Genomic DNA, 19954 nt, shown 5'->3' on the forward strand with positions numbered 1-19954 from the left:
GGTATATAGATATAAAATAAGAAAAGAATAATTTTTTTGGCAAATCTTACTGATGAAACTGTAGTATAATATATTGTATTGTATGAAAAAGAGAGTTATTCTATATAAGTGTTTTATAGATAATGTGTAATCAGTCGTCAAAACATGAAGAATGTTGACTCCTGGTTTTTTATTTTGCTGTAACAATGTTTCAGGAGGATGTCATGAAAAGAAGTACCGAGTTTCTAAAAAGTTTAGATGTAAAATTAATTTTAATTTTGTGTGCATTATGTGTTACGAGTATAGCCGCTATATATAGCAGTCAGCAAACCGGACAGTATGGAGATGCAAACTTTGCTGCGAAACAGGGTTTGAACTACATAATTGGGGCTGTATTGTTATTGCTTGTTGCAAGCATCGACTTAGATCAATTGCAAAAATTGTCTTGGCCGCTTTATATAGTTGGGTTTGGTTCACTTATTCTTTTGAAAATACTACCGGTTTCCACTTTCACACCTGAAAAATTAGGTGCAAAAAGATGGTTCGTTTTTCCATTGGTTGGACAAATCCAGCCATCTGAGTTTTTCAAAATTTCATTGCTTCTACTAGTTGCAAGTTTAGCGGTGAAACATAATGCTCAGTATATGGCCCGGACATTCCAGACTGATTTAAAATTGGTTGGGAAGATTATGTTAGTATCTCTTCCGCCTATGGCCGTTGTATATAGCCAACCAGACACAGGAATGGTGTTCTTATATGCAGCAGCTATCGCATGTATTTTATTCATGTCAGGAATTCAAAAGAAATTAATTGCGATATGTACAGTAATTCCAGTGACAATATTGTCTGCATTAATATTTATATTTGTAAGATACCCAGACTTCTTCTTTAATAAACTGGTTACTTTACTAAAACCTCACCAACAATCACGTATTATAGGTTGGTTAAATCCATTTGAAAATGCAAATGAAGGTTATCAAACGCAGCAATCGATTTTAGCTGTAGGTAGTGGAGGTATGGAAGGTAAAGGGTACGGTGAAGGGAGCGTCTATATTCCAGAGAAACACACTGACTTTATATTCGCTACAATTGCTGAAGAAGGTGGATTTATAGTAGCAGCACTAGTTGTGTTCTTGTTCCTGTTGCTACTTTATCGAACAATTATTATTGGTTATTCTGCTGATAATTTATTTGGTACACTATTATGTGCGGGATCAATAGGAATACTAACGGTTCAAATATTTCAAAATATTGGTATGATCGTTGGATTAATGCCTGTAAAAGGTATCGCATTACCTTTCTTATCATATGGGGGAAGTTCCTTATTCTCGAATATGATTATGATGGGACTCATATTATCGGTACGGAAAACGTATAAAAAATATATGTTTTCAGTTAAGTAACAAAAAGCTGGTTCGTTTAAAAACGAATCAGCTTTTTTACATATATGCTCTTAAACGTTGCAAACTAAAACAAAATTGTAGTTTGCAACGTTTAAGGGGTGCAAAGTTATGTATATACATATTTTTGAAGGAGCACGGCATATTTCTAATGGGGAATGGATTATTCGGGCAGTTATAGCTTATATATTTTTAATTTTAGTTGCGAAATTGATGGGACAAAGGTCCATTGCACAACTTCGCTTTTTAGATGTTGTATTAGTGTTATTGCTTGGTGGGAATATTTCTAATGCACTATCCGATGAAAAGGTCGGATTGCTTGGTTCAATGATTACAACTTTTATACTAGTTGTACTACATATTGTAAGCTCTGTTTTAATGTTGAAATGGGATAGGTGGAGACGTTTTTTAGAGCCTGCGCCAGTTATTCTTATACACAATGGTTCCATTGATTTTAGCAATTTGAAAAAAGCGAGAATTACGGCAGAATATTTATTTTCGGAACTTCGCATGCGAAATGTGAGCGATATTCAAACGATTAAATTAGCATTATGGGAAGCAAGTGGTGTTGTTTCTATATTTCAGTATCCAGAATATGAAGCAGTTTCTCGGCTTGATCTTAAAGTGGCGGGGAAAAAATCTCCAGTTGCTTTTATTTTAGTGAAGGATGGTAGAATTCAACAGGATGTACTCGCTTTATTAGGAAAAACAGAAGAGTGGGCGAAAGAGTTTTTAGAGAAGAGTGCGGAAATCGAATCCATTATGTTAGCTACAGTAGATGAAGCACATAAAATAAATATTTTGTTAAAAAAATGAAAAATATACGCATTTTGTCGTTTCATACATATGATACAATAGTGTGGACAACGAAAAAGGAGGCGATACGATGGGATATGTAGAAGAATTACGAAAAATAGTTGGTCATCGCCCTTTAATTTTAGTTGGAGCTGTTGTACTCGTTATAAATGAAAGTGGATATGTATTATTACAGCAACGAACAGAGCCGTACGGAAAATGGGGGCTGCCTGGCGGGTTAATGGAGCTTGGTGAATCACCAGAAGAAACAGCTTACCGCGAAGTATATGAAGAGACAGGAATAGAAGTTAAGAATTTACGATTAATCAATGTATTTTCTGGAGCGAATTATTTTACCAAATTAGCAAACGGTGATGAATTTCAATCCGTAACAACCGCCTATTATACCGATGAATACGAAGGGAATTTTGTTATGAATAAAGAAGAAGCTGTTCAGCTTAAGTTCTTTCCAGTAACAGAGCTACCTGACTATATTGTAGGGTCACATAAAAAAATGATTGTTGAATATATGAAAATTATGGAAAAAAAGATATAATAGTAGTGGAAGAAATACAAAAACACAGCTCTGGTTGGTAGTCCAGACGCATGATTTCATGTCAGTAACCTTCCCCTCCGGGATGTCCGGTATTTCTAATTTTGCTAAGGAGGGGCTGTCAATGGAATTGACAGTATATCACGATGGTCAATTTTTTGTAGGAATTATTATGCGCCAAGAAAAAGGGAAATTGTATGGAGCCAGGTATATTTTTGGGATGGAACCATCAGATGAAGAAGTACTTATATTTGTAAATGGTCCAATGTTAGCGTATTTCCAGCGCTTTGCAAGATGTGGTGTGGAGATTAAAGAAAAACAGCGTCCGAAAAGTATTAAGCGTATCATAAGGCAAGCTGCTAAAGAATTAAATGTAAAACGTTATACAAAGGCGCAAGAGGCAATTAGTTTATCTTATGAACTGCATAAACAAGAAAAGAAAGTGCAATCTAAAGAGAAGCGAGAAGCAGAAAAGCAGCGGAAACGTTTAATTAAAGTACAAAAGGCAAAGCAAAAACATCGAGGTCATTAAGAAAAGGTGTTAGAGCAAGAGCTCTAACACCTTTTATATGCTTAAATACAAGTAAACTTACTTGTATTTTCTAAACATTAACTGGTAAGATACAAATAGGTAGAATTAGAGGAGGGAACACATTGATTAACTTTAACTTTTTTATGAACGATGTTGTCCGTCAAGCGCGTGAAGAGATTGTCTCTGCGGGATATACGGAATTGACGACACCAGAAGCAGTTGAAGAAGCATTTAAAAGAAATGGTACAACACTTGTAATGGTAAACTCTGTATGTGGTTGTGCAGGCGGTATTGCTCGCCCTGCTGCTGCACATTCCGTACATTATGATAAACGTCCTAACCACCTTGTAACGGTATTTGCGGGTCAAGATAAAGAAGCTACAGCAAGAGCTCGTGAATATTTTGAGGGATATCCACCTTCATCTCCATCATTTGCTTTATTGAAAGATGGAAAAATTGTAACGATGGTAGAACGTCATGAAATTGAAGGTCATGAACCAATGCAAGTAATTGCAAAACTACAATCTTACTTCGAAGATAATTGCGAAGAACTATAAGGAAGAGAAAAAGCGGTACGTCCACGATTAAGTGGATGTACCGCTTTTTTATTTAGTTTTTATAATGATCGAACATGCATAAGAATGTTATTTTATGCATGTTTTTATGCGTTGTGAATGACGGTAATAATGTTTTTGTGTTTATTTTTATTTTAAATATTGCATAAAAATAAAAGTGCTGATACAATACTAACAACGAATAAATATTCTATTAAACTTTTAAATATACATTATTAGGAGGAAGAAGGATGAAGAAGTTATTATCAATATCATTTGCACTTATTTTAATTGTAAGTATGTTTAGTGCCTGTAGTAAAGGGGATTCGAAGGCAACTAATGCAGGTAACACGAATAAGAAAGTACTCGTTATGGGGACTTCAGCAGACTATAAACCATATGAATACGTGGAAGCATCAAAAAGTGATGAAATTATCGGCTTTGATGTTGATATTGCAAAATATATCGGAAAAGAACTTGGATATGAAGTGAAAGTGAAAGATATGGATTTTGGTGGTTTATTAGCATCTCTTAACTCAGGAAAAGTTGATTTTGTTATGGCGGGTATGACGCCAACTGCAGAGCGTAAAAATAATGCTGATTTCACAGACATTTATTTTGTTGCTAAAAACATGATCGTGTCAAAAAAAGATTCCAATATTAAATCGTTAGAAGATTTAAAAGGGAAAAAAGTAGGGGTACAAACAGGGTCAATTCAAGAAGAAAAGGCAAAAGAATTTCAAAAACAAGTCGATTTCAAAGCCGAGGGACGTGACCGTATACCGGAAATCGTACAAGAAATTAAAGCTGGCCGTTTTGACGCAGCCATTTTAGAAGATACAGTAGCTAAAAATTATTTAGAAAATATGAAAGAATTACAAGGAATTGAAATTCAAGAAGCACCAGAAGAAGTAGGTGCAGCAATTGCCCTTCCGAAAAATAGTGATAAAACAGCAGAATTTAATAAAGTAATTAAGAAAATGCAAGAGAATGGAGAAATGGATAAATTAGTGAAGAAATGGTTTGGCAGCGCGAAATAAGCTGCCTTTCACTTTTCTGTGAGGGGAATGAAAAGGATGAATCTAGATTTTTCGGCGATTACGCCTTCTATACCATATATATTAAAAGGCTTAGAAGTTACATTGAAAATTGTGGCTGTATCAGCTTTAGCAGGATTTATTTTAGGAACGTTATTAGCGCTTTGTAAAATTGCTAGAATACGAGCATTAAATATTGTAGCAGATATTTATACATCAATATTTCGTGGCACACCGCTTGTATTGCAATTAATGATTATTTATTTCGGTGTCCCGCAAATGATTGGTTATGATATACCTGCCTTTTTAGCAGCTGTACTTGCATTTAGTTTAAATTCAGGGGCATACATGTCAGAAGTAATTCGTGCCGGAATTCAAGCGGTCGATAAGGGACAAACTGAAGCGGCGATGGCTTTAGGTATTCCTTACGGGAAAATGATGAGAAATATCATTTTACCTCAAGCATTAAAAAATATATTACCAGCACTTGTAAATGAATTTGCGACTCTTACGAAAGAATCGGCTGTAGTAACTGTAATTGGAGCAACAGATTTAATGCGCCGAGCTTACATTGTAGGCGGTGAAACATTTAAGTATTTAGAGCCATTACTGTTTGTTGGACTTGTTTATTATATGTTAGTGATTATTCTTACATTAGTTGGAAAGGCAATTGAAGGGAGAATGAAGAAAAGTGATTAAAATTGACAACCTTCATAAATCATTTGGAAAAAATGAAGTATTAAAAGGGATCACGACAACGATTGAAAAAGGAGAAGTTGTTGCAATTATCGGACCGTCAGGATCTGGAAAGTCAACATTTTTACGTTGCATGAATGTATTAGAAGCACCAACAGATGGTCACATTTGGATTGGAACGGAAGAAGTAACGAATCCGAAAACAAATATTATGCACGTTCGTGAAAATGTCGGAATGGTATTTCAACATTTTCATTTATTCCCTCATATGACTGTATTAGAGAATATTACGTATGCTCCTATTAATGTAAAAGGTATAGCGAAGCAAGAGGCTGAAAAGAAAGCTGAGAAGCTTCTAGAAAAAGTAGGGTTATTAGATAAAAAAACTGCGTATCCGAATCGTCTTTCAGGGGGACAAAAGCAACGTGTAGCAATTGCAAGAGCACTGGCGATGGAACCGGAAGTTATGCTATTTGATGAACCGACATCAGCGCTAGATCCAGAAATGGTGAAAGAAGTGCTAGAAGTTATGAAATCATTAGTTACGACAGGAATGACGATGGCGATTGTTACGCATGAAATGGGATTTGCAAAAGAAGTAGCAGACCGCGTTCTCTTTTTAGATGGTGGAAAACTTGTAGAAGATAGCAATCCGGAAGAGTTTTTTACGGCACCAAAAAGTGACCGTGCAAAAGAATTTTTGCAAAAGATATTGTAATATGTAAAGGTTACGTGAATAATAAGTAGAAAAAGGATGACATCGCGTCATCCTTTTTTTATACTATCTTTAAATACGTTTATACATATAGGAGTAATGATATGTTTAAAATTGGATATAGAACAGTGAAAACAGCGCTTGGAACAGGTGCGGCAGTTTTTATTGCTCAGCTATTAGGGTTAGAATTTTATAGTTCAGCTGGTATTTTAGTCATTTTATGCGTACAAAACACGAAACGTAAATCAGTTCAAGTATCGTTGCACCGTTTTTTAGCTTGCGTATTATCGATGGTATTCGCGTTTTGCATTTTTGAAACGGTTGGCTATACACCACTTGCGATTAGCTTATTACTGCTTACCTTTATTCCGACTGCAGTTATGTGCAAAATTCAAGAAGGTATTGTCACGAGTTCAGTTATTGTTATGCATCTGTACTCATTAAAGCAAATTACATGGTCTATAGTTGGTAATGAAATTGCTATATTAACGATTGGAATTAGTGTCGCTTTATTAGTAAACATGTACATGCCAAGCAGTGAGAATAAACTGAAAGAGTATCAAGAGAAAATAGAAGAGCATTTCAAAACAATTTTGTTCGAAATGGTTGTTTATTTAAGAAATCGCGATAGTAATTGGAGTGGAGCAGAATTAATTGAAACAGAGATGATGTTGAAAGAAGCGAAAGATTTATCATTTAAAAAGCTTGAGAATGAGTTTATGCGTGAAGATGACTATTATTACCGTTATTTTGATATGCGCATGCAGCAATTTGAAATTTTAGAGCGGATGATACCATTAGCTGCGTCACTATCGTGGACGTATGAACAAGCTGATATGATTGCAGACGTAATCGAAAATATAGGGAATTCCATTCGTCCTGAAAGTACAGGGGTCATTTCGTTAAGACAACTTCAAGAAATGCGAGAAGTGTTTAGAGAAATGCCGCTACCAGTCACGCGAGAAGAATTTGAAATACGTGCGAAACTCGTTCAACTTGTTTATGAGATGGAGCAGTATCTACTCATTAAAAGTCGTTTTAAGGGAAAGGATAATATAAAAGAACTTATATAGAAGGCAGGAATTATTTATGCCGTATCTTCTCTCTTTATTATTATGTCTTTCTTTATCACCGATTTGGCCTCTTGGTGATAATCCTCGTGCTGGGGATCCTTTTATAATTGTAAATAAGGCGACGAATAAACTAGCTTACATTGACGATGGGAAGATCCAAAAGGTTTTTCCAGTAGCGACGGGGAAAACAAATGAATTAACACCAGAAGGAACTTTTGATATTGTATTGAAAGCGAAGGATCCGTATTATATTGCGAAGGATATTCCTGGGGGGTCTCCGAAAAATCCACTTGGATCGAGGTGGATGGGATTTAACGCAAAAGGAACTGACGGAAGTAAATATGGGATACATGGGACAAATCAGCCTAGTTCAATTGGAAAGTATATTTCACAAGGATGTATAAGAATGAAGAAACAAGATGTGGAATATTTGTTTGATCGTATTCCAATTGGAACGAAAGTATGGATTGTGAAATCGAAGAAATCATTTCAGCAATTGGCGAAGGAAAAAGGAGCCATTGCATTCAGAGAAGTCAACGAGAAGTTGGCTTTTTCTTTTATCCCGCTATTTGCGAGCAGTAAGATCCCCACCTAAAAATTTGGCTAAAGCAAAGAAGTTAGGTGGGAGTAGGGCTGCCCGTAAAAGCCCGATTGGTGTGGGCTAATAATCAGTGTGTTATGAACAAAACCCCAATTGATTAAAGTTTCACTTTATTAAGTTGTCTTGACATGTGTACATAACCATGCGTTAATGAGAATATATAAAGATAACTAAGTAAAGGGGTTGCTCATATGTATTTGAATCCAAAAATTTCTTATATGCAGTTTTGTGTTGGTTTTCTATTTGTCATTACATTCATATTAGCAACTTTTAATATATGCTCTTACGTAGTATCAATTGTATTGATGGCATTACTTAATTTTACTTTCGTCATTGGGGCATTTCAGCAAAAACAGTACACGAGTTTTGTAATAGCACTTGTAATGGCCTTTTCCTTTAGCATTGTAGCGATTGTACTATATATAAAATAAGAATTTTCATACAAAAAAGACTATCTCGATTTCGAGATGGTCTATTTTGTATAAATAGAAAGTAAAAAAAGGACGAGAGAATCGTCCTTTTTACCAAAACATACTTGCGCCAGTAAGTAATGTTGTTACAAGCATAGAAATTAACATTATATAAACCATAATTTTTTGAGCTTTTTTATGCATCGTTAAGCCTCCTTGCAAATCAGTACAATTTCATTGTAACGAGAAATGAAATTGTGGACAAGGGGAGAGAAAGGACAAATTTCGGGAAGGGGTTGCAAAATATAACAGGAAATTTGGATATGCGTGGAGAATATATTAAAAGATAGATTGTGAGTTTTTGTTATGCAAGCTGAAGAATGGAGATACGATGATGAAAATATACGAAACAGATCGCTTACATTTAAGAGAAATTGATGAGTCGTATGCAGAAAAAGTTCTTCAATATTACGACAGAAATCGTGAGTTTTTAAAGGCGTGGGAAGAATATAGACCAGATGATTTTTTTACGTTAGACTATCAAAAGAAAAGGTTACAAAAGGATAGAAGAGAGTTCGCGGAAGGTAAAATCATTCGATTATGGATTTTTAAAAAGGGCGATGATACGAAAGTTATTGGGTGTATTTCATTTAATCTAATTGTTCGTGGAATTTATCAATCTTGTGTACTTGGTTATAAATTAGATAAGGAAGAACTGAATAAAGGTTATACAACAGAAGCGCTTAGAAAAGCAATTCAAGTTACCTTTGAAGAATTTCATTTACACCGTATAGAAGCACCGATTATGCCACGAAACTTAGCATCTATACAAGTAGTGACAAAGATAGGGTTTCAATATGAAGGCGTATCTCGCAAAATGTTGATGGTAAATGGAGTTTGGGAAGATCATATGCGTTGGGTGCTATTAAACGAGTAATAGAAAGCAGATGGGTATCTAGATGTGTGAACCATCTGTTTTTTGTCTTGTATTTCGAAACTTTTGCGAAATTCTGTTATAATTAATATTGTTACATACATAATGGTAGTGCAGGAGGCGCAGTCTTATGATTAATCAAGAACGTTTAGTAAATGAATTTATGGAGTTAGTACAGGTAGATTCTGAAACAAAATTTGAAGCAGAAATTTGCAAAGTGTTAACAAAGAAATTTACTGCTTTAGGTGTAGAAGTATTTGAAGATGATACAATGGGTGTGACTGGTCACGGTGCAGGTAACTTAATTTGTACTTTACCAGCAACAAAAGATGGTGTTGATACAATTTATTTCACTTCTCATATGGATACAGTAGTTCCTGGTAATGGAATTAAGCCTTCTATTAAAGATGGATATATCGTATCAGATGGTACTACAATTTTAGGAGCGGATGATAAAGCTGGATTAGCATCTATGTTTGAAGCAATTCGTGTTTTAAAAGAGAAAAACATCCCTCACGGTAAAATTGAATTTATTATTACAGTTGGAGAAGAATCTGGTCTTGTTGGTGCAAAAGCATTAGACCGAGAGTGCATTACAGCAAAATATGGTTATGCATTAGATAGCGATGGAAAAGTTGGGGAAATCGTAGTTGCAGCACCAACACAAGCGAAAGTGAATGCTATCATTCGTGGGAAAACAGCTCACGCTGGCGTAGCCCCAGAAAAAGGTGTATCTGCAATTACTATCGCAGCGAAAGCGATTGCAAAGATGCCACTTGGCCGTATCGATTCTGAAACAACTGCAAATATTGGACGTTTTGAAGGTGGTACACAAACAAATATCGTTTGCGATCATGTTCAAATCTTTGCAGAAGCTCGTTCTTTAATAAATGAGAAAATGGAAGCACAAGTTGCAAAAATGAAAGAAGCATTTGAAACAACTGCAAAAGAAATGGGCGGTCAAGCAGATGTTGAAGTAAAGGTTATGTATCCAGGATTTAAATTCGCTGATGGCGATCACGTTGTAGAAGTAGCGAAACGTGCAGCTGAAAACATCGGTCGTACACCTTCTCTTCACCAAAGTGGTGGAGGAAGTGATGCGAACGTAATCGCCGGACATGGTATCCCAACAGTTAACTTGGCAGTTGGTTATGAAGAAATTCATACAACAAATGAAAAAATTCCTGTTGAAGAATTAGCGAAAACAGCAGAATTAGTTGTAGCTATTATTGAAGAAGTAGCGAAGTAATAAAGTAAAAAAGATGTGTGAACCAACTATGGTTTACACGTCTTTTTTTATTTTGATTCAAGTGCTTTTACAAGGCGGATAAGCCAGTATAAGAAGAGCCATGGCAATATATAAGTTGTTACAAAGCGTATGAAATGAGAGAAGATTCCTAAAACATGAATGTTGATGTTAAAAAGGGGCAGTAACAAATAATTAATTGCAAGGATTATAATAATGATAATAAATACATTATTGAGTTTATTGTGTTGTTTCATAACAATCCACTTCCTTTACAATAAAATCCATTTATTTCATAAAGTATAGCAAAAATAAAGATGAAAAAGAATAAGTAATTATTATATTGTACATGAATTTGGTATAATGAAGGAACGAATGTTCTTGGAGGAGGGTGGTAGTATGCGAGAAATGTATCCGAAAAATGGTCGTGTTATTTTACATGTAGATATGAATTGTTTTTTCGCATCTGTTGAAATTGCCCATGATCCAACATTAAAGGGAAAGCCATTAGCGATTGCCGGGAATGAAAAAGAGAGAAAAGGGATTATCATAACATGTAGTTACGAAGCGAGAGAGTATGGAATACGTACGACGATGCCCCTTTGGGAAGCAAAGCGATTATGTCCGCAACTAGTTGTAAGGCGTCCTAACTTTACATTATATCGCGAAGCCTCATTTCAAATGTTTCAAATCCTTTCCCGTTTTACAGAAAAGATACAACCAGTTTCTATAGATGAAGGGTATTTAGATATTACAGATTGCTATGTGCTAGGTTCGCCGCTTGAAATAGCAAAGATGATTCAACAAGCGTTATTAACAGAGTTACAGCTTCCGTGTAGCATTGGTATTGCTCCAAATCTTTTCTTAGCAAAGACTGCTTCTGATATGAAAAAGCCACTTGGTATTACAGTGCTTAGAAAACGTGATATCCCAGAAGTCATTTGGCCACGACCAGTTGAAGCGATGCATGGAATTGGAGAGAAAACAGCTGAAAAACTAAAAGATATTCATATAAATACAATTGGACAGTTAGCAAAAGGAGACGAGCATATCATTCGCGCTAAAATTGGAAAGCACGGTGTTGATTTACAAAAGCGTGCAAAAGGTATGGATGATAGGGATGTTGATCCGAATCAAATGGGACAACATAAAAGTGTTGGAAATTCGATGACTTTCTCAAAGGATATGGATGAAGAGAAAGAATTGCTTGATATGTTAGGGAGACTGTCGGGCTCAGTGAGTAATAGACTACAAAAGCGAACTCTTGTCAGCTATAATATCCAAGTTATGATTAAATACCATGATAGGCGGACGGTAACACGAAGCAAACAATTGAAAAATGCAATTTGGGAAGAACGTGATATATTTCAAGCTGCATCACGTTTGTTGAAACAACATTGGGATGGTGATTCCATTCGTTTATTAGGTGTTACAGCTACTGAATTGGAGTGGAAGACAGATTCGGTCAAACAGTTAGATTTGTTTTCATTCGAAGAAGATGCGAAAGAAGAGCCGCTACTTGCTGTTATTGATCAGATTAATGATAAGTATGGAACACCTCTTTTGCAGCGAGGTAGTCAATTATTGCGTAAGCAAGAGAAGTCGTTTCAGCAAAAACTAGAAAATAAATTTATGTAGAAGGTGCTATGAATATAAAACCTTCTTTTTTAGATGGAAAGAGAATCCGGCCATGAGAAGAAGCGGTCAGAACCTTTTTCAGCCCCATGCCAAGTTAAAACAAAAAGATCGAACGAGTATGGATTACTTTAAGTTATTCCAAGTAGTTGCTAATAACTTGAAAATAAAAAATGGGTGTATGTAGAAGGTGTCATGAATATAAAACCTTCTTTTATATTCATGACACCTTTATGATTTAACTTGCTTCTAAATCTAGTGAAGTTTTCCAGCCAGCGGCAGTAACACCAGATTCTAAAAGCATTCTACTTACTATTTTTTCGATTAAGACAGCTGCATTTGTATTGCAATGTAATGTAGCTTGTATAGATACTTTTTGGTTAGAATCAACGTCTTCACTGTACAATTCTTTTAAACCGATACCTTCTGAACTTACCATGTGCATGAGAAGAAAACGAATATGTGCTTCATTTTCTTCTGAACAAGTAAGAGAAAGTAAGTAGTTTGTTTGCTCGGGTACATCTTCTTTTGATTTATTATTCATAAATAGAGCGATTGGGCGTAGTAGTATATTTGCTAGTAAGACGCCGGCTGCACCTAGCATAGCTGCAACGAGGAAGCCAGCGCCTGTAAGAGTACCTACAGCAGCTGCACACCATAAAGTTGCCGCTGTATTTAACCCTCTAATACTAAAACCGTCACGAATAATAACACCGCCTCCTAAAAAGCCAATACCACTCACAACTTGAGCAGCGATACGTGATGGGCTAGCTTCATGATCAAGCATGACGGATAATAAAACAAATATACAGGCACCAAGTGATACGAGAGCGTTTGTTCGTAGCCCAGCCATTCGATGTCTCCATTGTCTTTCCATTCCGATGCAAGCTCCTACAATAATTGCTATAAATAATCTTAATACGATGTCATACCATACCATCATGGTCACCTCCATACATTTAAGTACATGGTATATTTTTTAAGAATGAGTGAGAAATACCCACTCATTCTTATTTTTACAACCAGCTATGAAACTTTTTAATATAAAGTTTTTTCAGGAATTGTGTTAAGAAAGCATAACCTAATAATATTCCTATTAACCATGGGAAGTAGCTTAGTGGTAATGCTTGTAAACCAACTGCTGCACCAAGTGGTGAGAACGGAATGTAGATACCAATTGCCATAATACAAGCAGTTAATAAGAGAACTGGTATTGATGCAGTACTTTGAATGAATGGAATCTTCTGTGTTCTGATCATGTGAACAATTAATGTTTGCGTTAGTAACCCAACGACAAACCAACCAGATTGGAATAGCGATTGTTCTCCAGGTGTATTTGCACCGAATACATTCCACATGACAACGTATGTGATAATATCGAATATAGAGCTAATTGGGCCGATACAAATAATGAAATTACGTAAGTTTGCAGTATCCCATTTTCTTGGTTTTTCTAAAAATTCTTTATCCATCTTATCCCATGGAATAGAAAGTTGAGAAAAATCGTAAAGCAAGTTTTGAATTAATAGATGAATTGCAAGCATCGGTAAAAATGGAATGAAAGCACTCGCCACTAATACACTAAATACATTTCCAAAATTAGAGCTAGCTGTCATTTTTATATATTTTAAAATATTGCCGAACGTAGTGCGACCTTCTAAAATGCCTGCTTCTAATATAGTTAAACTTTTTTCAAGTAGGATAATATCGGAAGATTCTTTTGCAATATCAGTAGCAGTATCAACAGATATCCCAACGTCAGCATCACGTAGTGCAACGGCATCGTTAATACCATCCCCCATATAACCTACAGTGTGACCATTCCCTTGTAATACGCGAATGATGCGAGATTTTTGCATTGGATTTAGTTTTGCGAACACTGTTGTTTCTTCTGCTAGTTTTGCTAATACTTTATCTGGTAAAGAATCAATTTCGTAACCGAGGACAGGCTCCCCTATATTTAATCCAACTTCCTTGCAAACTTTTTTTGTAACAATTTCGTTATCGCCAGTTAAGATTTTCACTTGTACGCCGTGTTTATGCAATGCTTGAATTGCAGAAGCAGCAGATGGTTTTGGTGGATCTAAAAAGCCGATATATCCAGTAAGAATCATAGCGGATTCATCTTGTACTGCATAAGCTTTATAATCAGGTTTGTTATCTTTCTTGTATGCTACAGCGATGACACGCATTCCTTCACTATTTAAAGTTTCGCTAAGGTGTTTTACATTTTCTCTCACTTCTTCAGTAAGAGGGACAATTTGCCCATCCACTTCAGTGTAGTTGCAAATTGATAAGATTTCTTCTACGGCACCTTTACAAACCATTGTATGTTCACCTGAAATCTCTTTCACGATGACAGACATACGACGGCGAGCAAAATCAAATGGAATTTCATCTAGTTTTTGAAAAGCTGATGGATCAAATTTATGGTTTTCCTCTGTATGTTCAATGACAGCTTTATCTATTAAATTTTTCAATCCAGTTTGATAGAAGCTATTTAAATATGCAAATTGTAAGACGCGATTACATTCATTTCCATTAGGATCTAAATGACGAACAAGGACAACTTTATCTTCTGTTAAAGTTCCAGTTTTATCTGTACAAAGGATGTTCATAGCACCTAAGTTTTGAATAGAGTTTAGCTGTTTTACAATTACTTTTTGCTTAGACATGTTAACGGCACCTTTAGCTAAATTAGCAGTTACAATCATTGGTAACATTTCAGGTGTAAGACCAACTGCAACGGCAATAGCAAAGAAGAAAGCTTCTTGCCAATCTCCTTTTGTGAATCCATTAATGAGGAGGACAATAGGTGTCATAATAAGCATGAATGTGATTAAGAGCCAACTTACTTTGTTTACGCCTTTATCAAAGCTTGTTTCTGCACGTTTTCCGATAACCTTTTTTGCCAAAGAGCCGAAATACGTATCCGTACTTGTTGAAACGACAACAGCTTTTGCGCTACCGCTAACAATATTTGTACCCATGAAGCAAAGGTTTTCCATATCGAGTGGATTGTAATTTTTTTTCATGTTTTTCGGTAATATATGTTTATTTTCCGTATGGTAGCAGTTTTCATATTTTTCTACCGGAAGTGCCTCGCCTGTTAAGGAAGACTGATTTACAAATAAATCTTTAGCCGATAAGATACGCACATCAGCTGGAACGATATCACCAGCTGAAAGTGAAATGATATCACCAGGTACAAGTTCTTCAATTGGGATTTCCGTTGTATGGTTATGATTTAAATTCATTACGTTTTTTGTTTCGTGTATAAATCCATTTATTCTAGAGACGCTTGCAGTTGTTCGAACCATAGCTTTTAACTTATCTGCAGCTTTTTGAGAACGAAATTCTTGAAAAAAACGAATCGTTGCACTTAGTAGTACCATCACAGATACGACAATTGTTCCTTGTATGTCATCTGTGAAAAAAGAGAGTACTCCAAGAGCTAACAAAACAAAAATAAATGGGTTTTTAAATGCCAGCAGAAATTGAATATACCATGGCAATGTTTTATTATGAGCAATTTCGTTCGGACCATATAAAGAAAGTCTACGAGACGCTTCTTGTTTAGAGAGTCCATCTTGTGTTGTGTCTAGAAGTTTTAACGCAGAGTTTACATCTTGCGTTGCAACTTCCACTAATAATTTGTTATTTGTTTTCATGCTATCTTGATCGTAAGCATGCTTCGTTTCTTGTCTTTGTAAATTTAACATTGGTAGTTCCTCCTTTTCATGAAGGAGGAAACAATCTGTTACTCGACTATATTAAACAGGGAGGAACAGCTTCTTTCCTACCTACATGATGAAATATTAACGTAAAACATATGGGTATCTGGGCCGAATCATCACTTGCCACTGTTCCTCACCTCCGTACAATTAGTAGTTTCTAAATATGCTATGTTTGTTTCATAGTAAGGTGCATAAAGATATAAAAAAGGCCTTTACTCAAAACGAGTAAAGGCCTGAATTCGCAGTTAAAAAGAGTCAACAACAAAGACTGTTATTAAACATAGATAAAAACAGTTTTTGTGTATGACAAAGCATACGCACCTCTCCCTCGTTGAGTTTTAGCACTGTATAGCATAGGTACTGAAACCAGCTACGTTAAGAAAGGCCTTCATTCCGACCTTTCCTGTTGACCCATTGGCGTCTCTCGACATTTTTGGGCAGCAGCGTTTCTCTATACAGGAGCCTCACCTAACAGAGACCATATTCAATTACAAGTTGAATATTAGCACTGTAAATTTGTAGTGTCAATATCTTTTTTGTCTCTTTTTTTTGAAAAATTAAATAGATTCATGATGGCTATATAGTAGGAAATAAGAGGTGTTTTTTTGGAAATAAGGTGGGGAATAAATACTTTAATGGATATAAATAAAAAGCACTGATTACAGTGCTTTTTATTATAGATTATGAGATTGTAGGATTTTCAAAAATAACAATTTCTGAGCTGTTTGTTGTTGCAATGCGTTGTGCGTAATATGTTAAAGCTGAAGAAATATATGTTGGTAACGTCTCATTTGTATGTGATGTTGTATATTCATGAATTAATTCTTTTAAAGTCGTCCATTCTAGTTGTGCTGGGTGATCAGAAACGAAAGAACTTACCCAGCGATCAAATGAAGATGAAAAATCAGTTTGTAAACGAAATACTTCTTTCATAATAAAACGCTCCCTTTATATGTGATATAGTTATATTACTACAAAACACGAACGATTGTTAAGTTTTTTGTTTTTAATGTTCGTGTTATATAGTTGTCTAGATGATTGGTTATGTAAATTCAATTTGCCATTTGAAATAACATTCCGTAAGATGAAGAGTAGATTATATAAAGAGCTGGAGGAAAGAAAGTGGAATTTGTATTTTTAGGAACTGGTGCAGGTGTTCCTTCAAAAGGAAGGAACGTTTCAGCAATCGCCTTACAATTGTTAGAAGAACGAGGGCAAACGTGGCTATTTGACTGTGGTGAAGCGACTCAGCATCAAATTTTACATACATCTGTGCGCCCACGACGCATTGAAAAAATTTTTATTACGCATTTACATGGAGATCATATTTTTGGCTTGCCGGGTTTATTAGGGAGCCGTTCTTTCCAAGGAGGAACAACGCCGTTAACTGTGTATGGACCGAAAGGAATTAAACAATTTATTGAAGTAGCGTTATCGGTAAGTACGACACATGTAAAATATCCACTTGAAATCGTTGAGATTACAGAAGAAGGCATTGTGTTTGACGATAATGAATTCTATGTAGAAACAAAAAGGTTATCACATGGAATTGAATGTTTCGGATATCGTATTGTAGAAAAAGATATACAGGGAGCTCTTTTAGTGAATAAGCTGCTGGAAATTGGCGTGAAACCTGGTCCGATTTTTAAACGCTTAAAAGATGGTGAAGTAGTTGAATTAGAGAACGGTACTGTACTAAGTGGAAAAGATTTTATTGGTCCACCTCAAAAAGGGAGAGTTATTACAATTTTAGGCGATACACGATATTGCGAAGCGAGTAAAGAGCTTGCGCAAGATGCTGATGTACTTGTTCATGAAGCAACTTTTGCAGCAGAAGACGAGCAACAGGCGCATGATTATTTCCATTCCACAACAAAGCAAGCTGCGAGTATCGCACTTAAGGCAAATGTGAAGCGATTAATATTGACTCATATTAGTTCGCGTTATCAAGGAGATACATATAAGGAATTATTGAAAGAGGCACGGGAGTTATTTTCTAATACAGAAATAGCGATGGATTTAAAATCATTCCCAGTAGAGAAGTAATATTTTCGTAAAAAAATGGTAACGTACGTTTGCCATTTTTTTTATTTATGATAATTTTTTTCACTCAAACTGTTATCATTTTATGTTTATATGGGATAACACAGAGTTTTGTAATGGTTTGAATATATAGGATAACAATACATAATACCGATTATTTAGACAAACTGTTATATAAGCACGCTTATATACAACTGATACAAACAAGGGAAATAGATTTTTGTTCAGAAATTTTAAAATTCAATAAAAGTAAGCGTTTTATAAAAAACAAGCTATAATGAGGGCACATTATAATTTATCGTAAGTTACAGCGTGCGTTTTAGCCATTTTTCGTAACAAACGAAATTGACTAAAAAGGGAGAGGGCATCATGGAGATTATTAAGGGACCGATATTACTATTATTTGTACTAAGTCTTTTTTCACTCTTTAGTTTTAAAGCGCCAAATGGTATGAAAGCAATGGAGCTTTAGCAAATGCGGCCGTTGCAAGTTTATTAGTTGAAGCTTTTCAATTATAAGTTGGTGGAGATTTGATTGGTATACCATTCTTAAAAGAGGTTGGACAATCAGCAGGTAGTCTGGGCGGAGTAGCCAGTGCAACTTTAGTTGCATTAGCAATGGGTGTATCACCTGTTTATGCTATGCTTGTAGGGGCTTCTGTGTTAAAATTTGGTTTGCTACCAGGATTTATTGCTGGTTATCTCATATCATTTTTAATAGTAGAAAATAATCTTTTCATAGAGTTTTAGGGGGAGTTATGATGAAGTATCGCTCAGTGTTTGATATTATTGGTCCGGTTATGATTGGTCCATCAAGTTCACATACAGCAGGCGCTGCAAGAATGGGGCAAGTTGCTCGTCAGCTGTTTCGTCACGAGCCAGAGAGAGTTAGCATTTCATTATATGGTTCATTTGCAAAAACATACCGTGGTCACGGTACGGATGTAGCGTTAATCGGTGGAATACTAGGATTTGAAACAGATGATTTACGTATTCCAAGTGCGTTAGACATTGCAAAAGAACGCGGAATTGAAGTAGAATTCATTGAAGAAGATGCAAATGCTCCACATCCTAATACAGCGAAAATTCGTCTGTATAAAGGAGAAGAGGAAATCGAAGTTGTTGCTTGCTCAATCGGTGGCGGTAAGATCGAAGTTGTAGAATTAAACGGATTCGATCTTCAATTATCAGGAACGAGTCCAGCACTGCTTATTGTAAATAACGATCGCTTTGGTGCTATTGCAGCTGTAGCTTCAATCCTTGCAAAACATGAGATTAACATTAGTACAATGAGTGTTTCTCGTAAAGAAAAAGGAAGAAGAGCGCTTATGGTCATTGAAACAGATGAATTATTAGCAGATGAAGTGATTGAAGAAATAAATGGGCAACAAAATATTTGTCAAGTAACTATTATGGATTAATTGCAGGGGGGACACACCATGTTTCGGAACGCAGCGGAACTAGTGGCGCAAGCTAAAGAACAAAATGTAAAAATCGCAGAAATTATGATTCAGTGTGAAATGGAAACAAGAAGTATATCACGTGAAGAAGTAATTGCCGGAATGGAAAAGAACTTAGTCGTGATGGAACAAGCAGTAGAACGCGGTATTCGTGGTGTAAAATCACCGACTGGTTTAACTGGCGGGGATGCTGTGAAAGTTCAAGCGTATATGCAGAGTGGAAAAGGCTTATCCGGGGATACAATTTTGGACGCAGTGAGTAAAGCTGTTGCGACAAATGAAGTAAATGCGGCGATGGGAATCATTTGTGCAACACCAACAGCAGGATCAGCTGGAACAGTGCCAGGCGTACTGTTTGCACTTAAAGAAAAATTACAGCCTACACGTGAAGAAATGATTGAATTTTTATTTACAGCAGGAGCTTTCGGTATGGTTGTTGCGAATAATGCTTGTATTTCTGGTGCGGCAGGAGGTTGCCAAGCTGAAGTAGGTTCAGCGAGTGGAATGGCAGCCGCAGCCGCAGTTGAGATGGCTGGTGGAACACCAGATCAAGCA

22 protein-coding genes, 1 pseudogene and 1 riboswitch are annotated in these 19954 nt (G+C 35.9%); of the genes and pseudogenes, 18 read left to right on the forward strand and 5 right to left on the reverse strand.

Features of this window, described 5'->3' with window-relative positions:
• The first annotated feature begins 203 nt into the window (after positions 1 to 203).
• The 11 genes from BAU28_RS11940 (at position 204) to BAU28_RS11990 (ending at position 8366) form a co-directional block, all read left to right on the forward strand.
• Complete coding sequence (locus tag BAU28_RS11940; protein ID WP_048374144.1) at positions 204 to 1382, forward strand: FtsW/RodA/SpoVE family cell cycle protein; 1179 nt, start codon at positions 204 to 206, stop codon at positions 1380 to 1382.
• A gap of 108 nt (positions 1383 to 1490) precedes the next feature.
• Entirely contained in the window at positions 1491 to 2195 is a 705-nt protein-coding gene (locus BAU28_RS11945; protein ID WP_048374143.1) for a DUF421 domain-containing protein, read from the forward strand.
• Between the two features lie 70 nt (positions 2196 to 2265).
• Positions 2266 to 2730, forward strand: a complete 465-nt coding sequence (locus BAU28_RS11950) for an NUDIX hydrolase (RefSeq protein ID WP_071718668.1) — start codon at positions 2266 to 2268, stop codon at positions 2728 to 2730.
• 121 nt (positions 2731 to 2851) lie between these two features.
• Positions 2852 to 3259, forward strand: coding sequence for a YjdF family protein (locus BAU28_RS11955; protein ID WP_071718669.1), 408 nt, complete (start codon positions 2852 to 2854; stop codon positions 3257 to 3259).
• Positions 3260 to 3402: 143 nt separating this feature from the next.
• Positions 3403 to 3816, forward strand: a complete 414-nt coding sequence (locus BAU28_RS11960; RefSeq protein ID WP_002015097.1) for a BrxA/BrxB family bacilliredoxin — start codon at positions 3403 to 3405, stop codon at positions 3814 to 3816.
• 248 nt (positions 3817 to 4064) lie between these two features.
• Positions 4065 to 4853 carry a transporter substrate-binding domain-containing protein gene (locus BAU28_RS11965; protein ID WP_025150087.1) on the forward strand — a complete coding sequence of 263 codons (789 nt, stop codon included), beginning with the start codon at positions 4065 to 4067 and terminating at the stop codon, positions 4851 to 4853.
• 36 nt (positions 4854 to 4889) lie between these two features.
• Positions 4890 to 5549, forward strand: coding sequence for an amino acid ABC transporter permease (locus tag BAU28_RS11970; RefSeq protein ID WP_071718670.1), 660 nt, complete (start codon positions 4890 to 4892; stop codon positions 5547 to 5549).
• Positions 5542 to 6264 (forward strand): amino acid ABC transporter ATP-binding protein, encoded by a 723-nt coding sequence (locus BAU28_RS11975; RefSeq protein ID WP_025150088.1) that lies wholly within the window; start codon positions 5542 to 5544, stop codon positions 6262 to 6264. Before BAU28_RS11970 ends, BAU28_RS11975 begins: the two co-directional genes overlap by 8 nt.
• A gap of 101 nt (positions 6265 to 6365) precedes the next feature.
• Positions 6366 to 7334, forward strand: coding sequence for an aromatic acid exporter family protein (locus BAU28_RS11980; RefSeq protein ID WP_002173382.1), 969 nt, complete (start codon positions 6366 to 6368; stop codon positions 7332 to 7334).
• Between the two features lie 16 nt (positions 7335 to 7350).
• Entirely contained in the window at positions 7351 to 7929 is a 579-nt protein-coding gene (locus BAU28_RS11985; RefSeq protein WP_071718671.1) for a L,D-transpeptidase, read from the forward strand.
• A 197-nt stretch (positions 7930 to 8126) separates the two neighbouring features.
• Positions 8127 to 8366: a DUF3894 domain-containing protein gene (locus BAU28_RS11990; RefSeq protein ID WP_002173380.1), complete on the forward strand. Its 240-nt coding sequence runs from the start codon at positions 8127 to 8129 to the stop codon at positions 8364 to 8366.
• 90 nt (positions 8367 to 8456) lie between these two features.
• Here BAU28_RS11990 and prli42 read toward each other — a convergent pair whose 3' ends face one another.
• Positions 8457 to 8549, reverse strand: coding sequence for a stressosome-associated protein Prli42 (gene prli42 / locus BAU28_RS30405; RefSeq protein WP_000549036.1), 93 nt, complete (start codon positions 8547 to 8549; stop codon positions 8457 to 8459).
• 187 nt (positions 8550 to 8736) lie between these two features.
• Here prli42 and BAU28_RS11995 point away from each other — a divergent pair, with 187 nt between their 5' ends.
• Complete coding sequence (locus BAU28_RS11995; RefSeq protein WP_025150091.1) at positions 8737 to 9282, forward strand: GNAT family N-acetyltransferase; 546 nt, start codon at positions 8737 to 8739, stop codon at positions 9280 to 9282.
• A 127-nt stretch (positions 9283 to 9409) separates the two neighbouring features.
• Positions 9410 to 10528 (forward strand): tripeptidase T, encoded by a 1119-nt coding sequence (locus BAU28_RS12000; protein ID WP_071718672.1) that lies wholly within the window; start codon positions 9410 to 9412, stop codon positions 10526 to 10528.
• 47 nt (positions 10529 to 10575) lie between these two features.
• Here BAU28_RS12000 and BAU28_RS12005 read toward each other — a convergent pair whose 3' ends face one another.
• Positions 10576 to 10782, reverse strand: a complete 207-nt coding sequence (locus tag BAU28_RS12005) for a hypothetical protein (protein WP_071718673.1) — start codon at positions 10780 to 10782, stop codon at positions 10576 to 10578.
• A 142-nt stretch (positions 10783 to 10924) separates the two neighbouring features.
• On the opposite strand from BAU28_RS12005, the gene BAU28_RS12010 reads away from it, so the two are divergent.
• Positions 10925 to 12163 (forward strand): DNA polymerase IV, encoded by a 1239-nt coding sequence (locus BAU28_RS12010; protein ID WP_071718674.1) that lies wholly within the window; start codon positions 10925 to 10927, stop codon positions 12161 to 12163.
• Between the two features lie 235 nt (positions 12164 to 12398).
• On the opposite strand, the gene BAU28_RS12015 is transcribed toward BAU28_RS12010, so the two are convergent.
• The 3 genes from BAU28_RS12015 to BAU28_RS12025 form a co-directional block, all read right to left on the reverse strand.
• Complete coding sequence (locus tag BAU28_RS12015; protein WP_025150093.1) at positions 12399 to 13100, reverse strand: MgtC/SapB family protein; 702 nt, start codon at positions 13098 to 13100, stop codon at positions 12399 to 12401.
• A 76-nt stretch (positions 13101 to 13176) separates the two neighbouring features.
• Positions 13177 to 15882: a magnesium-translocating P-type ATPase gene (mgtA, locus tag BAU28_RS12020; RefSeq protein WP_071718675.1), complete on the reverse strand. Its 2706-nt coding sequence runs from the start codon at positions 15880 to 15882 to the stop codon at positions 13177 to 13179.
• 330 nt (positions 15883 to 16212) lie between these two features.
• Positions 16213 to 16380, reverse strand: a riboswitch (M-box (ykoK) riboswitch).
• A gap of 198 nt (positions 16381 to 16578) precedes the next feature.
• On the reverse strand, positions 16579 to 16830 hold the full coding sequence (locus BAU28_RS12025; protein WP_002173374.1) for a DUF3932 family protein: 252 nt from the start codon (positions 16828 to 16830) through the stop codon (positions 16579 to 16581).
• Positions 16831 to 17019: 189 nt separating this feature from the next.
• Between BAU28_RS12025 and rnz the strand changes: the two genes are divergently transcribed.
• The 4 genes and pseudogenes from rnz to sdaAA all read left to right on the forward strand — a co-directional run.
• The gene (rnz, locus tag BAU28_RS12030; RefSeq protein ID WP_071718676.1) at positions 17020 to 17943 is read left to right on the forward strand and encodes a ribonuclease Z; all 924 of its coding nucleotides are present in this window, start codon (positions 17020 to 17022) and stop codon (positions 17941 to 17943) included.
• A 366-nt stretch (positions 17944 to 18309) separates the two neighbouring features.
• Positions 18310 to 18659: pseudogene (locus tag BAU28_RS12035) on the forward strand (PTS sugar transporter subunit IIC); the annotation flags it as partial.
• 41 nt (positions 18660 to 18700) lie between these two features.
• On the forward strand, positions 18701 to 19360 hold the full coding sequence (sdaAB, locus tag BAU28_RS12040) for an L-serine ammonia-lyase, iron-sulfur-dependent subunit beta (protein WP_002173372.1): 660 nt from the start codon (positions 18701 to 18703) through the stop codon (positions 19358 to 19360).
• Between the two features lie 18 nt (positions 19361 to 19378).
• On the forward strand, positions 19379 to 19954 hold a 576-nt coding region (gene sdaAA / locus BAU28_RS12045), incomplete at its 3' end, for an L-serine ammonia-lyase, iron-sulfur-dependent, subunit alpha (RefSeq protein ID WP_071718677.1).

The organism is Bacillus paramycoides, from assembly GCF_001884235.1.
Taxonomy (GTDB): Bacteria; Bacillota; Bacilli; order Bacillales; family Bacillaceae_G; genus Bacillus_A; species Bacillus_A paramycoides.